We start from the raw sequence: 14,758 nt of genomic DNA, 5'->3' as shown, positions 1-14,758 counted from the left end.
AGACATCGGCCGGGGTCCCGCCGGCCGACGCGTCTCCCATGGTCCGGCTAGTCCCCGATGTCCGACATGGGCCGAACGGATGAAGGTCCCTAGACGGACGGATGAACCATGCCCGATTTTTACGACTTTTACACGGCAGAAAGTACCTTATTCGGACTCATGATCACGGTTCGTGATGCGTCAACTACGAGCACAACTCACCTTGGGAGCGCTCCTAGGGTGATATGCCCTAGTTGCACCGCTCCAACAGCTGCACCGCGCGCCACCGAGCCACCAACTTGTCGTACGCGGCCGACGCCTCCTCGGCCTCGCCGCGTGACAGCCCCGCGAGGCCGCTGGCGACCAGCTCGGGCGAGTCGTCAGCGGCGAGCGTCTCGTCGGAGAGCAGGTCGACCAGACCGCCGTAGTCCAGCTCGACCACCGACCGCGGATGGAACTCCTCCAGCCAGCGGGCCGCCTCCTCCACCGCCTCCGTGATCGGCGCCTCGCCCACCGACTTGCGCAGCACCGACAGCGCCCGCGACGAGCGACGTCGAGCCTTGGAGATCTCGGTGCGGTAGCGCAACGCCCGCCGGCCCGGCTGGGTGACCAGGTCCCGCTCCGCCGGGTCGAAGAGCACGAACCACCGCAGCGGTACGCCCCAGGTGGCGATCTGCTCGTGCACCCGGGGCACCCCGTGCTCCAGCACCCGGGCGCCACTGCGCCAGTCGTCCACCACCGCCCTGGCCTGCCCGGCGAGCACCGGCGGCACGAAGGCGTCGGCGAGCACCGAGGGCACCCCGTCCCGGGCGCTGAGCGCCGCCTCAGCGACCCGGATGCGCAGGTTCCACGGGCAGACCAGCAGGCCGTCGTCCGTCTCCAGGACGTACGCCTCCTCCGGCAGGTCCGGCAGCCGGGTCCAGCCAGCACCCAGCGCCTCGATCACCGCCGTCCGCTGCCGACCGGGCCCCTCGACCGGGGCGATCGCGCGCCCCTCCGAGACATAGCGGCGCCAGTAGCTCTGCCGGTCTCGATCGAAGGCGGCCAGCGGTTCGTACACGCGCAGGTAAGAAGCGAAGAGCGACGGCACCGCGCGATCCTCCCACGAACCACGCCCGTACGCGGTCAGCGGCCGGAGCACGCGCGCCGCACCGTGGGACGGCGGCGGCGCGTCGAGCGCCCGCCCGGCCGCCGATACTAGGCTCGATCACACCGGCAGCATCCCCGCCGGGGTCCACCAGGTCCGCGTCCCACAAGGACGCACACCACAGTAGGAGCCAACAATGGGCGTATTCGCGAGCACCGACGACCCGGTATCGACCGGTCACGAACAGGTCGTGTTCTGCCAGGACAAGCAGAGCGGCCTGAAGGCGATCATCGGGATCTACTCCACCGCGCTGGGCCCGGCGCTCGGCGGCACCCGCTTCTACCCGTACGCGAGTGAGGACGACGCCCTCGCCGACGTGCTGGACCTGTCCCGCGGGATGGCGTACAAGAACGCGCTCGCCGGGCTGGACCTGGGCGGCGGCAAGGCCGTCATCTGGGGCGACCCGGAGCAGATCAAGAGCGAGGCGCTGCTGCGCGCGTACGGCCGCTTCGTGGAGTCGCTGGGCGGCCGCTACTACACCGCCTGTGACGTCGGCACGTACGTGGCGGACATGGACGTCGTGGCCCGGGAGACCCGCTACGTGACCGGGCGCAGCGTGGAGCACGGCGGGGCCGGCGACTCGTCGATCCTCACCGCCTGGGGCGTCTTCCAGGGGATGCGGGCCGCGGCCGAGCACGTGTGGGGCACTCCGAGCCTGCGGGGCCGGCGGATCGGCGTGGCCGGGCTGGGCAAGGTCGGCAAGTACCTCACCGGGCACCTGCTGGAGGATGGCGCCGAGGTGGTCGCCACCGACGTGAACCCGAAGGCGCTGACGTGGGTCCGCAGCAACCACCCGCAGGTCACCCTCGTCGACGACGCCAGCGCGCTGGTCGCCGCGGACATCGACGTGTACGCGCCGTGCGCGCTGGGCGGCGCCCTGAACGACGACACGGTGCCGGCGTTGCGCGCCAAGGTGGTCACCGGGGCGGCAAACAACCAGCTCGCCCACCCGGGCATCGAGAAGCTGCTGGCCGACCGGGGCATCCTCTACACCCCTGACTACGTGGTCAACGCGGGCGGCGTCATCCAGGTGGCCGACGAGATCGAGGGCTTCAACTTCGACAGGGCGAAGCTGCGGGCGACCCGGATCTACGACACCACCCGCGAGATCCTGCACCTGGCTGACGCTGAGGGCGTGCCGCCGGCGGTGGCCGCCGACCGGCTGGCGGAGCGGCGGATGGCGGACGTCGGCCGGCTGCGCGCGATCCACCTGCGCTGAGCGTCCCCCCGGGGGCGGATCGACGAGATCCGCCTCCGGGCCCCGCTGCCGGGCGTCGCTGGGTAAGCTGAGCCGGGGTCAAATTTGATGCGGTTTGTCCGGTGTCACGGGTGCTAACCGTTCCGCTCCTTACCCGGTACACTGGGTGACGGCCGGATCGACGCGACGCGCAGAGCCGGCTGACGGTAACCCGAGGTGCCGAACGATGGCATCCCCATGTACCGTAAGAGCCACGAGAGATGCCTGACGTCATCGGGGCCCGCCTTCGGGCTGCCCCGCATTCTGTGCGAGGGGGTCGAGCCATGGGGCGCGGCCGTGCTAAGGCCAAGCAGACTAAGGTGGCGCGGGAGTTGAAGTACCACTCCCCGAACACCGACCTCACCGCTTTGCAGCGCGAACTGGCGGGTGCTGGTAAGTCTGAGCACCACTTCGACGACGACTCTAAAGAGTTCGTCGACGACGATGATGAGGATCACGCGGACGACGATCCGGATCCCTGGGTCCGTCCGACCCGCTGACCTCTCGACGCAGCTGAGCACGCGGTAACCCCCGCGTGCTCACGCACGTCCCGTGCGGTGCAACCGCCGACGATCAGGGGCCTGGCCCGACCGGATCCACTCCGGCCGCTCGACAGGCCCCTGACAACGGCTCCCTCAGCGCGGGCGATTGTTCCAGTTGTAGAACGTCGGGATGTTCTCGAAGTGGTTCCAGGCGCAGACCGCGCTGGAGCCCTCCGCGCCCGACACCTCCGAACGCAGCCGCCGTGCGTCCTCGGCCTCCTGGAGCAGCGCGACGAGCGCAGGAGCCGCGCCCCGCACCCGTTCGGTGACTCCGTCGTCCGCTTCGCGCTCAGGACGCCGGTGACTGGTGGTCTCGGGCATGCTCCAACACTCCCTCCAATAGGCGGATCTTGCTGTTGCGGCAGTGCTCGGTCTCCGTACCGTCAAAACGCCCCAGTTCGAAGTAACGGTTGGCGGCATGGCCGCCACCGCAGAACCCGAAGTACGGGCAGGACGCCCGACACGCCTCCACCCCGGCCAGGAACTCCCCCACCCACGGCGTCGCCGCCGCGTTGCCGAGGATCTGCGCCAACGGAGTGGTCAGCACGTTGCCGCTGCTGAAGTCGCCGTAGCGGGGGTCGGTGAAACCGGCGAACTCCGGGGAGAGCACGATCACCGATCCGTCGTGACCGATCGTCGGGATCGGGTCCAGGTGGCGGGGCAGCACCCCGTCCGCCGTGTTGTCGAGCACCGCCGCTGCGTAGCGCAACGACCACTCGATCTCGCGCAGGTGAATCCGAGGCTCCCGGCGCCACGCCCCGACCAACTCCGCCCAGAACGCGGAAACCGCCGACGGGTCGTGGCGGTTGTCGCGTGTGTTGACCCCCTCGGTCTCCTCGATGTTGATGCCCAGCACGTCGCAGCCCAGCTCGAGGAAGTAGTCGTACAGCTCGGTGGCGAGCCCCGGCTCAGGTCGGGACACCACGGCCAGTGCGGAGAAGGGCAGACCGCGCCGGCGCAGCACCGATATGCCACGCAGGATCCGCTCGTACGCCGGCTGACCGCCCCGGTTGACCCGGTCGCCGTTGCGCGCCCGGGGCCCGTCGACGCTCACGCTCACCCGCATCTCGTGCCGGGTGAAGAAATCACACCAGTCGTCGTCGATGAGGGTGGCGTTGGTCTGCACATGGTGCTCGACCTCTGGCCCGAACGGGGCGATCAGATCGGCCAGGTGCTCCCGACCGGCGGCCAGGGGCTCGCCGCCATGCCACACCACGGAGAACCGACCGTTCACCGCCCACTGGTTGACAGCGGCCGCGACCGCCTCGGCAACCGCCACCGGCATCCGGCGATCCGCAGCCCGAAACGGCAGGTAGCAGTACGCGCAGTCGAGGTTGCAGAGGGTGGTGGGCTGCATCACGACGTACGACGGGACGGCGGCCAGACCGCGCATCCCGCTGAACGACTGTCCCCGAGCAGCCATCGCCCTCCTCCGCCTAGCCTGAGGGTGCCCTTCAGGCTAGGCGGCATTGGCCACTCGGGTGAAGCCCTGATCAGGTGCCCGTACGATCACCGGAGGGTGATCAGCCTCGGGTGTGCTGACCAACCATCTGCACGTTTCCGGTGCCCTCGATGATCTCGCCGGCCTGCCAGGCCTCGACGCCACGGCCGGTCAGGGTGGCCAGCGCCCGGTCGGCGTCCTCGGCCGAGACGATCGCGAACATGCCGACGCCCATGTTGAAGGTCGACTCCATGTCGTGGTCGTCGATCCGACCCTTCGTCTGGATCAGGTCGAAGATCGGCTGCGGCTTCCAGGTGGACCGGTTGACAACCGCGTCGACGTTCTCGGGCAGCACCCGGACCAGGTTCCCGGGGATGCCGCCACCGGTGATGTGGGACAGCGCCCGCACCTCGGCCTCGGCGATCAGCTTGAGGCAGTCCTTGGCGTAGATCTTGGTCGGCGTGAGCAGCTCCTCGCCGAGGGTCCGCTGCCGACCGAAGTCGTCGATCACGATGTCCAGACGCATCCGGGCCGCGCCCAGCAGCACGTGCCGGACCAGCGAGTACCCGTTGGAGTGCAGGCCCGAGGAGCGCATGGCGATCACCACGTCGCCCACCTCGACCCGCTCGGGGCTCAGGATGTCGGCTTCCTCGACCACGCCCACGCCGGTCGCGGAGATGTCGTACTCGTCCGGACGCAGGACGCCGGGGTGCTCGGCGGTCTCCCCGCCCAGCAGCGCGCAGCCGGCGTAGCGGCAGCCGTCGGCGATGCCCGCGCCGATCTCGGCGACCTTGTCCGGCACGACCTCGCCGGTGGCGATGTAGTCGAGCAGGAACAGCGGCTCGGCGCCGCACGCCACCAGGTCGTCGACGACCATCGCGACGAGGTCGATGCCGACCGTGTCGTGAATGTCCATCTGCTGGGCGATCACCAGCTTGGTGCCCACCCCGTCCGTGGAGGACGCCAGGATCGGGCTCTTGTACTTCTTCGTGTCCAGCCGGAACAGGCCCGCGAAGCCACCGAGGTCACCGAGCACCTCGGGACGGCGGGTCTGCCGCACCTTCGACTTGAGCAGCTCCACAGCGCGGTCACCCGCGTCGATGGAGACACCGGCGTCGGCGTACGAGACCGAGCGTTTGCGCGCCTGGCGGCCAGCACCGCCCGTCCACGGCTGCCGGTCACCGCCGGCGCCGGTCGGGCTGCTTCCTGCGCCGCTGCGCTCGGACACGTGCGTCACGGTTCTCCCCTTTGGTTCTCGGTGCCGCCGGCGGTAGCCGGGCCGCGCCGGTTGGTGCTACGGGCGGTTTGCGGTAACGCCACCCGGAGTGGCGACGGACGAGCCGTTGGTGTGCGGGGCCTCCGGCGCCGAGTTGGCGACGCGTCGACCCACCCCTTCGAGCACGTGCTTGCCGATCAGGTTGCCAGCTGGCAACTCGATCGGGTACTCCCCATCGAAACACGCCCGACACAACCTGGTCTTCGGCTGCTCGGTCGCGGCGATCAGGCCGGGAAGGGAAACGAAGCCCAGCGTGTCGGCGCCGATGGAGCGCCGGATGCCGTCGTTGTCCAACCCGTTGGCCAGCAGCTCCGCCCGGGTGGCGAAGTCGATGCCGTAGAAGCACGGCCAGCTGACCGGTGGGGAGGAGATCCGGACGTGCACCTCCAGCGCCCCCGCCTCGCGCAGCATCCGCACGATGGCGCGCTGGGTGTTGCCGCGCACGATCGAATCGTCGACCACCACCAACCGCTTGCCGCGGACGTTCTCCCGCAGCGGGTTGAGCTTGAGCCGGATGCCGAGCTGACGCAGGGTCTGCGACGGCTGGATGAAGGTGCGACCCACGTACGGGTTCTTCATCAGGCCGGCGCCGTACGTGATGCCGGACGCCTCCGCGTACCCGATGGCGGCTGGCGTGCCCGACTCGGGCACCGGGATCACCAGGTCGGCCTCGACCGGGTGCTCCTTGGCCAACTGCCGGCCGATCTGCACCCGCGCCGAGTGGACGTTGCGCCCGGCGATGGTGGCATCCGGGCGGGCGATGTAGACGTACTCGAAAAGGCAGCCCTTCGGCTCCGGCGCGGCGAACCGGGTGGAGCGCAGCCCGTTCTCGTCGATGGCGATCAGCTCGCCCGGCTCAACCTCGCGCACCACGCTGGCGCCGACGATGTCCAGGGCCGCCGTCTCGCTGGCCACCACCCAGCCGCGCTCCAGGCGGCCGAGCACCAGCGGGCGGACACCGTGCGGATCGCGGGCCGCGTACAGCGTCGACTCGTCCATGAAGACGAAGCTGAACGCGCCGCGCAGCTGCGGCAGCACCTCCAGCGCGGCGGCCTCGACCGACAGATCCGGTCGGCTGGCCAGCAGCATCGTCACCAGGGAGGTGTCGTTTGTCGAACCGTCCGCGATGAGGCCGCGCTCGGCGACCTCCTTCTCCAGCTCGGCAGTGTTGACCAGGTTGCCGTTGTGGGCCAACGCGATGGTCGTGCCGGAGGTGGTCGACCGGATCGTCGGCTGGGCGTTCTCCCAGTTGGACGCGCCGGTGGTGGAGTATCGGGCGTGCCCGATCGCCAGGTGACCGCGCAGGCTCGCCAGGGTGGGCTCGTCGAAGACCTGCGCCACCAGGCCGAGGTCCTTGTAGACCACCACGCCGGAGCCATCGCTCACCGCGATGCCCGCCGCCTCCTGGCCGCGGTGCTGCAGGGCGTAGAGACCGAAGTAGGTCAGATTGGCAACCTCTTCGCCGGGGGCCCAGACGCCGAAGACGCCGCAGGCATCCTGGGGGCCAGGTCGTTGGGGGTCAAGGTCGTGGCTCAGCCGGCCGTCGCCTCGGGGCACCTACCGCTCCCTCATGCTGGTCTGGACCGGCCGGGCGGGGATCACGGGCGGATCCACTCTCCTCTGCCGGGACCACTGTCATCGCCTGACAGTGTACGCGAATCGGCGTCAATACAGAAAGTCACGATTACCCTGCTCAGCGTCACGGCGAGTGGGACAACGGGACGACTAGAGGGGCAGATACGCCGAGAGGTCCGCGCGGTTGCCACTCATCTGGACGCGACCGTCGGTGACCGCCTCCGCCCAGGCAACCCTGCCGGTTGCCAGCTCCAACCAGGTGTTCGGGGCCATCTCGACCACGTTTGGTGGATTTCCCCTGGTGTGTCGAGGCCCCGGTACGCACTGGATAGCCCCGTATGGTGGAACGCGCACCTCCACCGATCGGCCGGGGGCGCGCTCCGCGAGGACGGCCAACAACGACCGGACCGCCTCTCGGAACACCGGCCGTTCGGGTGTACGCCCCTCGTCGAGCGCCGACAACGCGGCCGCAACGGCAGCGGACTTACTGTGCGGAGAGGACACGACGGGACGATACGACCCCCAGGCCAGACACGCGACGCTGGCCCTGGGTCGCGCTCATGCAGTCGGACAAGGCATAGTTGCCGACGGCGTATTCGTACCGTGATGATCCCCGGCCCGGCGCCCCGCCGGTCAGAGGGAAGTCAGCCCGGAAGGCGGTGGACGTGTCAACACACCGACGTGCCTGGAAGCAGCGGGCCGGTGTGGTCGTAGCGCTGGTTGCCGGCGCTCTGCTCGCCGTCCCCGCCACACCAGCCATGGCCGCAGATGTCAGCGTTTCCCCCGGCTCGGTCACAGTAAACGCCGGCAGCGACGCCACAATCACAGTGCGCGTCACTGGGGGTAACAACGACGAGTCGGCGAAGGTCAGCCTCGCCGGCCTGCCGTCCGGCGTCAGCTGCGCCAGTGGTTGCGGCGATGTCAAACTCTCCGGTGGCGGCCTGGGCAACCCGACAGGGTCGGCGCTGGTCAGGATCGCGGCGAACGACAACGCCGGCGACGCGACCGCGACCATCACGGTGGCCGTCGAGGCCGAGTCGGGCCCGGACACCGCCACCGTCTCGCTGACGGTGAAGGGCAAGGCCGCTCCGCCGCCGCCGCAGAACCAGACCGTGCGGTCGGTCTCCGGCAAGGTGGTCGGGCAGTCGGACGGCAAGGCCGTACCGAATGCTTTCGTGGTTCTCCAGGACACCGCCGGTCACCGCTACGACGCCACCAGCAACGGCAGCGGCGACTTCCGCTTCACCGGCACCACCGAGAAGCCGATCGCACCCGGCCGGATCGACCTGGGCGCGTCGTTCGACAACATCAAGGCGTTCAAGTCCTTGAACGCCAGCGCAGGACAGGCGATCACCGGGCAGCGGCTCAGCCTCGCGATCAAGGCCGAGGCGACCCCCAGCGCCACCCCGTCCCCCACTCCCGAGGCCACCGCGACCGAGGAGGCGACCGAGGAGGGCACCGAGGAGGAGCCCACCGAGGAGGCCAGCCAGGGCGCTCCGGCGAACGCCGCGAACACCGACGACGGCGGCGGCATGAGCTCGTACATCATCATCCTGCTCGGTGGTCTCCTGGTCGCCGCCGGAGTCGGCACGATCGTGCTGCTCTGGATGAAGCGCAGGGAGAACGGCGACGACGACGACGCTCCGGCAGGTGCCGGTGGCGGCGGAGTGGTGCCGCCCTCGCGCGGCGGGTTCCGCGGTCCCGACGACCAGACCCGGGTGGTCGGCGGTCGTCCCGGCGGTGGAGCGGACCCGACGATGGTCGGCGGCGCGGCGCTGAGCGAGGCCCCGACGATGATGCACCGACCGGTGGTCGACGACGTTCCGCCGGACCCGTACGGCGCGCCTGCCCAGGCGTACGGCGGCGCAGGTCAGCAGGGCTGGGGCGGCGCCGGCTACGGCGAGGAGCCAGCGCCGGGTGGATACGGTGCCGGCGGTTACGGCAACGCCCCCGCTTCCGGTGGCGGCTACGGCGCTCCGGCCGGCCCCGAGGGCGGGTACGGCGCGGCCGGTGACGGCTACGGTGCCGCGCCTGGTTCCGGTGCCGGCTACGGCGGCGCACCAGCGCCCGCTGGTGGCTACGGCAACGCTCCGGCCTCCGGTGGCGGCTACGGCAACGCTCCGGCCTCCGGTGGCGGCTACGGCGGTCGTGATTACGACGCCCCGGGCGGCACCGCCGCCTACCCGCCGGCTCCCGCTGGCGCAGCCGGTTACGGCGAGCGGTTCGACGAGCCCACCGGCCGGTACACCGGCGACAGCACCCAGTACCCGGCCCCGGCCGACCCGTACGCCACAGGCGTCTACCAGCCGGAGCAGGGGCAGGGGTACGGCCAGCCCGATGCCGCCCCGTACGGCGGCCGCGCCGCCGAGCCGACCGCCGGGTACGGCGCTCCGGAGGCTGGCGGGTACGACCAGGGCGGCTACGGTCAACCGGCCGGCGGCTACGACCAGGGCGGCAACTACGGCCAGGAGCCTCCGCAGCAGCGCGGCGGCTACGACGACCGGGGCTACGACCAGGGCGGCTACGGCCAGCCCGCCGGCGGCTACGACCAGGGCGGCAACTACGGCCAGGAGCCTCCGCAGCAGCGCGGCGGCTACGACGACCGGGCCTACGACCAGGGCGGCTACGGCCAGCCCGCTGGGCGGAACCGACCGGACACCCCACCGCCGCCGCCACCGACGGAGCGCGGCGGTCGCCGCCTCGACTGGTTGGACGACTGACCCCACCACAGCACAGGAGAAACGGCCACCCGGAGATTCGGGTGGCCGTTTCGTCGTGGCAGGACAGACGCCGTCCCAGGAGCGACCCTGCTCAGCGCCCAACCTGCGCCAAGATCCACTCGCGTTTCAGGGAGTCGGGGTATCCCACGGACCCGGACACCCCGATTTTCGGAAACGCGAGTGAATCATGGCCGGCAGCAGGCAAGGGCGGGCGGCAGGCGTAGCTGGTGTGGACGGGCGACCGGGGCCCCTCGGTCAGGCGGCGGAGAAGATGCCCTGGTGGAGCACCGGCACAACGTCCGACACGCCGATCCGGACGGCGACGTCCACGTCCGCGGCGAAGCCGCTCTCGGTCAACTCCCGTCCGGAGACGCTGCCGCGCACCGCGGCGGGCAGATCCGGGGTGCTGGCCAGCGCGGCGAGCGCCATGGCCGCCTCCACCGACAGCCCACCCGGCACACCGGAGAGGGCGTCCAGCACCGAGGCGGCGCCGAGTTGGTCCTCCACCGACGGGCGCAGTGACCCGTCCGGCCAACGCTCCCCTGAGGCGATCACGCCGATCGGGGTGTCCAGCGTGCCGTACCCCTGGCGGCGCAGCCAACGCCCGACGGCGCGTGCGTTGCGCAGGCACGCCGCGACCACCGGCAGGCCGGTGGCGCTGGCGGCGGCGCTGATGGCTGAGCCGTTCGGGGAGGGCAGCACGAGGTCCGCCACCACTGGTGCGCTGCTCAGCGCGGCGGGCGACAGCGACCACGGATGTTCAGCTGTCGTCTGCCGCCGCCCGACCGCAGCTGTCGCACCGACCCGGACGGCGTACTCGGCGGCCTGCTCACCCCAGGGGAACGGGTGCACCCGCATCCCCCGGGCGACGGCCACCTCCACGGCGGTGGTGAACGAGAGAACGTCCACCACCACCAGCGCCGCGCAGACCCGGCCGAGCTCGGCCGCCCCGGTCAGCCCCCAGTCGAACCGGGCACCCGATCCGGGTTGGCCGTAGACGGCGGCCGTCAACGCCTCAGCGCTCGTCGGGCGAAGGCTCGGTGACACCGGAGTCAGACTCGGACGCCTCGCCGGGCTGCTCCGACCCGACCGGCTCGACAGCGCCGGTCTCCGGGGAAGGGCCCGAAGAAGCGATCGGCTCGGAGACCACCGCCGCCGCGTCGACCGGCTCAGCCTGCGCGACCGGCAGCGGAACGGCCTCGACCGCACCCGCCACACCGGCAGCCGGCGCGGGCACCTCGACGGCCGCCGAGCCTCCGAAGAGGCGCGGCAACGTCTCGGTGTGCACGGTGCGCAGCTCGTCCAGGCCGATCCGGAACTGGCCGTGCACCTCGAGCGCCCCACCGGACGGGTCGGTGACGCCGATCAGCTCGAACGGCACGCCCCGCTCGGCGCAGAGCGCCGCGAACGCCTTGTCGTGACCGCGCGGCACCGAGACCAGCGCCCGGGTGGCGGACTCGCTGAACAGGTAGACGAACGGCATCGAGCCCTCGGTGAACTGCTCCGGCACGGCGACCCGCGCACCGACGCCGCGACGCAGGCAGGCCTCGACCAGGCTCTGGGCGAGGCCGCCGTCGGAGAGGTCGTGTGCCGAGCTGAGGTGACCGACGCGGGCCGCCTCGGCCAGCAGTTCGGCGAGTGCCTTCTCCCGGAGAAGGTCGACCTGCGGCGGAATGCCACCGAGGTGCTCGTGCGTCACCCAGGCCCACTCCGAGCCGGACAGCTCAACGTTCGTCTCGCCGAGCAGGTAGAGCTGGTCGTGGTCGCCACCGGCGCGCGGCACGAAGCCCATCGGCACCCGGTCGGCGACGTTGTCCAGCACGCCCAGCACACCGACCACCGGGGTCGGGTGGATCGCCGCGGCACCGGTCTGGTTGTAGAAGCTGACGTTGCCGCCGGTCACCGGGATGCCCAGCTCCAGGCAGCCGTCCGCCAGGCCACGCACGGCCTCGGCGAACTGCCACATCACGCCCGGGTCCTCCGGCGAGCCGAAGTTGAGGCAGTTGGTCACGGCGATCGGCTTCGCGCCGGTCACCGCGACGTTCCGGTACGCCTCGGCCAGGGCCAGCTTGGTGCCGTTGTACGGGTCGAGCCTGGCGTACCGGCCGTTGCCGTCCACCGACAGCGCCACACCGAGACCGGTCCGCTCGTCGATCCGGATCACACCGCCGTCCTCCGGCTGGGCGAGCACCGTGTTGCCCAGCACGTAGCGGTCGTACTGCTCGGTGACCCAGGTCTTGTCGGCCAGGTTGGGCGACGCGATCATGCGCAGCACGGTCTCCCGCAGCGCCTCCGGGTCTGCCGGGCGGGGCAGCGTCTCGGCCCGGTCGGCCTGGAGCAGGATCAGGTCGGCCGGCTCACGCATCGGCCGGGCGTAGACCGGACCGTCGTCGACGAGCGACCCCGGTGGCACGTCGACGACCAGGTGGTCCTGCCAGGTGATCAGCAGTCGACCCGGGCTGCCGTCCGGCTCCGGTGCGGTGACCTCACCGATCGCGGTGGCGAGGACGCCCCACTTCTCACAGGTCTTGAGCACCGCGTCGAGCTTGTCCGGCTCGACGACCAGCAGCATCCGTTCCTGCGACTCGCTGGCCAGGATCTCGTGCGGGTCCATCGAGGGCTCCCGCAGTGGCACCCGCTCCAGCCAGACCCGCATGCCGGTGCTGGCAGCGGCGGCGGTCTCGGTGAGCGCGCAGGTCAGACCGGCGCCACCGAGGTCCTGGATGCCGACCACCAGTTGGCCGTCGTACAGCTCCAGGCACGCCTCGATCAGCAGCTTCTCGGTGAACGGGTCGCCGACCTGCACGGCGGGTCGGCGCGCCTCGCTGCCCTCGTCGAAGGTGGCGCTGGCCAACACCGACACGCCACCGATGCCGTCCCGGCCGGTCTTGGCGCCCATCAGGACGACAACGTTGCCCGGGCCGGCGGCGGCCTTGTTCTGCAACCGGTTGACCGGCAGCACGCCCAGGCAGAGCGCGTTGAGCAGCGGGTTGCCCTGGTAGGAGGGGTCGAAGACCAACTCTCCACCGATGTTGGGCAGGCCGAGGCAGTTGCCGTAGCCGCCCACGCCGGCGACCACCCCGGTGAGCACCCGGGCGGTGTCCGGGTGGTCCGCGGCACCGAAGCGCAGCGGGTCCATCACCGCGACCGGGCGGGCACCCATGGCGAGGATGTCCCGGACGATGCCGCCGACGCCGGTCGCCGCGCCCTGGTACGGCTCGACGAAGCTCGGGTGGTTGTGCGACTCGACCTTGAAGGTCACCGCCAGCTCGTCGGAGACCTGCACGACACCGGCGTTCTCACCGATGCCGGCAAGCAGCCGGTCGCTGTGCGGGGCCTTCTCGCCGAACTGGCGCAGGTGCACCTTGCTCGACTTGTAGGAGCAGTGCTCGCTCCACATGATCGAATACATGGCCAGCTCGGACTGCGTGGGCCGGCGGCCGAGGATCTGCCGGATCCTGTCGTACTCGTCGTCGCGCAGGCCCAGCTCGGTGTACGGCTGAAGCTCGCCTGGGGTGCCACCGGCGCGCGGCACCGTGTCCACGCCCTCGGTCCAGACGGCGGCGGCCGGCTGGGCGGGAGCGGTTGCCGGTGCGACCGGCTGCCCCGCGCTCGGCTCGGCCGGCTGCGCCGGGGCGGAGTACGCCTCCGGTGTGTCCCGTACCGGGTCCGGATGGGTGGTCATGACCTCTCCTCGCTGCGCTCGTGCCCGCCAGGCCGGCGGTTGAGCTGACCGATGATCGTGCCGCCGGTCATGCCGGCGCCCCCACCAGGTGCTTGAGGACCGACGTGAAGAAGCCGAGGCCGTCCAGCGAAGGGCCGGTGAGCGCCTCCACCGCGTGCTCGGGGTGCGGCATGATGCCGACCACGTTGCCGGCGGCGTTGGTGATCGCGGCGATGTCGCGCTGGGACCCGTTGGGGTTGCCGCCGACGTAGCGCGCGACCACCCGACCTTCGGCTTCGAGCTGGTCCAGCGTCGCGGTGTCCGCGACGTAGCAGCCCTCGCCGTTCTTGACCGGGATGAGCACCTCCTGGCCGGGCTGGAACGCGTTGGTCCACGCCGTCCCGGCCGACTCGATGCGCAGGACCTGGTCCCGGTTGCGGAAGTGCAGGTGCTGGTTGCGGGTGAGCGCGCCGGGCAGCAGGTGCGCCTCGCAGAGGATCTGGAAGCCGTTGCAGATGCCGAGCACCGGCAGACCACCCCGGGCGGCGTCCACGATCGTCTCCATCACCGGGGCGAACCGGGCGATGGCACCGCACCGCAGGTAGTCACCGTAGGAGAAGCCTCCGGGCAGGACGACCGCGTCGACACCGTGCAGCTCCGGGTCGCCGTGCCAGAGCCGGACCGGCTCAGCACCGGCGATCCGGACGGCCCGGGCCGCGTCCCCGTCGTCGAGCGAGCCGGGGAAGGTGACAACACCGACCCGGGCGGTCACGAGCGGGCGTCCGCGGTCTCGTCGGCCTCGACCAGGCGGACGGTGAAGTCCTCGATGACCGGGTTGGCGAGCAGTTTGTCGGCAATCTCCCGAGCGCGGTCCAGGTCCGGTTCACCGGTGAACTCGATCTCGATCCGCCTGCCGATCCGAACCGAGGCGACGTCACCGACGCCGAGCCGGGGCAGCGCGTTTGCGACGGCCTGGCCCTGCGGATCAAGGATCTCGGGCTTGAGCATGACGTCGACGACGACGCGAGGCACTGGGCACTCCTGACTGTGTACGCAGTTGGGTGCCGACCCACAATGGGCGAGCGCAGCCAGCGTACCTGGCAGATATCGCCGCGGACGCACCGGCCGGGTGCAGTTCAGGCAGTGATCGACATTACTGACGCTCAGTCGGACCTGT

Annotated in this window: 13 protein-coding genes; 3 read left to right on the top strand and 10 right to left on the bottom strand. The window is 70.9% G+C overall.

Features of this window, described 5'->3' with window-relative positions; translation table 11 throughout:
- Positions 1–229 precede the first annotated feature (229 nt).
- Complete coding sequence (locus tag MED01_RS34910) at positions 230–1,069, bottom strand: DUF8083 family protein (RefSeq protein ID WP_124853509.1); 840 nt, start codon at positions 1,067–1,069, stop codon at positions 230–232.
- Positions 1,070–1,262: 193 nt separating this feature from the next.
- On the opposite strand from MED01_RS34910, the gene MED01_RS34905 reads away from it, so the two are divergent.
- On the top strand, positions 1,263–2,345 hold the full coding sequence (locus MED01_RS34905) for a Glu/Leu/Phe/Val family dehydrogenase (RefSeq protein ID WP_112677510.1): 1,083 nt from the start codon (positions 1,263–1,265) through the stop codon (positions 2,343–2,345).
- A gap of 302 nt (positions 2,346–2,647) precedes the next feature.
- Entirely contained in the window at positions 2,648–2,863 is a 216-nt protein-coding gene (locus tag MED01_RS34900) for a DUF3073 domain-containing protein (RefSeq protein ID WP_030332207.1), read from the top strand.
- 135 nt (positions 2,864–2,998) lie between these two features.
- Here the strand turns inward: MED01_RS34900 and amcA are convergent, their stop codons facing one another.
- From amcA to MED01_RS34875, 5 genes are all read right to left on the bottom strand, one after another.
- The gene (gene amcA / locus MED01_RS34895) at positions 2,999–3,226 is read right to left on the bottom strand and encodes a multiple cyclophane-containing RiPP AmcA (protein WP_238672770.1); all 228 of its coding nucleotides are present in this window, start codon (positions 3,224–3,226) and stop codon (positions 2,999–3,001) included.
- Entirely contained in the window at positions 3,195–4,298 is a 1,104-nt protein-coding gene (amcB, locus tag MED01_RS34890; RefSeq protein WP_308193596.1) for a cyclophane-forming radical SAM peptide maturase AmcB, read from the bottom strand. The genes amcA and amcB overlap by 32 nt, the downstream gene beginning before the upstream one ends.
- Positions 4,299–4,428: 130 nt before the next feature.
- The gene (purM, locus tag MED01_RS34885) at positions 4,429–5,583 is read right to left on the bottom strand and encodes a phosphoribosylformylglycinamidine cyclo-ligase (protein WP_238672768.1); all 1,155 of its coding nucleotides are present in this window, start codon (positions 5,581–5,583) and stop codon (positions 4,429–4,431) included.
- A 57-nt stretch (positions 5,584–5,640) separates the two neighbouring features.
- Entirely contained in the window at positions 5,641–7,179 is a 1,539-nt protein-coding gene (gene purF / locus MED01_RS34880; RefSeq protein ID WP_091396045.1) for an amidophosphoribosyltransferase, read from the bottom strand.
- Between the two features lie 168 nt (positions 7,180–7,347).
- Positions 7,348–7,701 (bottom strand): sterol carrier family protein, encoded by a 354-nt coding sequence (locus tag MED01_RS34875; RefSeq protein WP_238672767.1) that lies wholly within the window; start codon positions 7,699–7,701, stop codon positions 7,348–7,350.
- A 161-nt stretch (positions 7,702–7,862) separates the two neighbouring features.
- On the opposite strand from MED01_RS34875, the gene MED01_RS34870 reads away from it, so the two are divergent.
- Positions 7,863–9,917 (top strand): hypothetical protein, encoded by a 2,055-nt coding sequence (locus MED01_RS34870; protein WP_238672766.1) that lies wholly within the window; start codon positions 7,863–7,865, stop codon positions 9,915–9,917.
- A gap of 255 nt (positions 9,918–10,172) precedes the next feature.
- On the opposite strand, the gene MED01_RS34865 is transcribed toward MED01_RS34870, so the two are convergent.
- The 4 genes from MED01_RS34865 to purS form a co-directional block, all read right to left on the bottom strand.
- On the bottom strand, positions 10,173–10,928 hold the full coding sequence (locus MED01_RS34865) for a 2-phosphosulfolactate phosphatase (protein WP_238672883.1): 756 nt from the start codon (positions 10,926–10,928) through the stop codon (positions 10,173–10,175).
- Between the two features lie 4 nt (positions 10,929–10,932).
- Positions 10,933–13,602, bottom strand: a complete 2,670-nt coding sequence (gene purL / locus MED01_RS34860; RefSeq protein WP_238672765.1) for a phosphoribosylformylglycinamidine synthase subunit PurL — start codon at positions 13,600–13,602, stop codon at positions 10,933–10,935.
- Positions 13,603–13,669: 67 nt separating this feature from the next.
- Complete coding sequence (purQ, locus tag MED01_RS34855; protein WP_091396055.1) at positions 13,670–14,353, bottom strand: phosphoribosylformylglycinamidine synthase subunit PurQ; 684 nt, start codon at positions 14,351–14,353, stop codon at positions 13,670–13,672.
- Positions 14,350–14,613 (bottom strand): phosphoribosylformylglycinamidine synthase subunit PurS, encoded by a 264-nt coding sequence (gene purS / locus MED01_RS34850; protein ID WP_030491392.1) that lies wholly within the window; start codon positions 14,611–14,613, stop codon positions 14,350–14,352. The genes purQ and purS overlap by 4 nt, the downstream gene beginning before the upstream one ends.
- Between the last annotated feature and the right edge of the window lie 145 nt (positions 14,614–14,758).

This window comes from Micromonospora alfalfae (genome assembly GCF_022230925.1).
GTDB lineage: Bacteria > Actinomycetota > Actinomycetes > Mycobacteriales > Micromonosporaceae > Micromonospora > Micromonospora alfalfae.
Note: the sequence above shows the minus strand (reverse complement) of the source record. Positions and strands in the feature narration are given on the sequence as shown.

Bases quoted from the DNA above. Each gene is read 5' to 3' on its own strand.
- MED01_RS34900 (WP_030332207.1), top strand. From the start codon at position 2,648: ATGGGGCGCGGCCGTGCTAAGGCCAAGCAGACTAAGGTGGCGCGGGAG.
- amcA (WP_238672770.1), bottom strand. From the start codon at position 3,226: ATGCCCGAGACCACCAGTCACCGGCGTCCTGAGCGCGAAGCGGACGAC.
- MED01_RS34905 (WP_112677510.1), top strand. From the start codon at position 1,263: ATGGGCGTATTCGCGAGCACCGACGACCCGGTATCGACCGGTCACGAA.
- purL (WP_238672765.1), bottom strand. From the start codon at position 13,602: ATGACCACCCATCCGGACCCGGTACGGGACACACCGGAGGCGTACTCC.
- amcB (WP_308193596.1), bottom strand. From the start codon at position 4,298: ATGCGCGGTCTGGCCGCCGTCCCGTCGTACGTCGTGATGCAGCCCACC.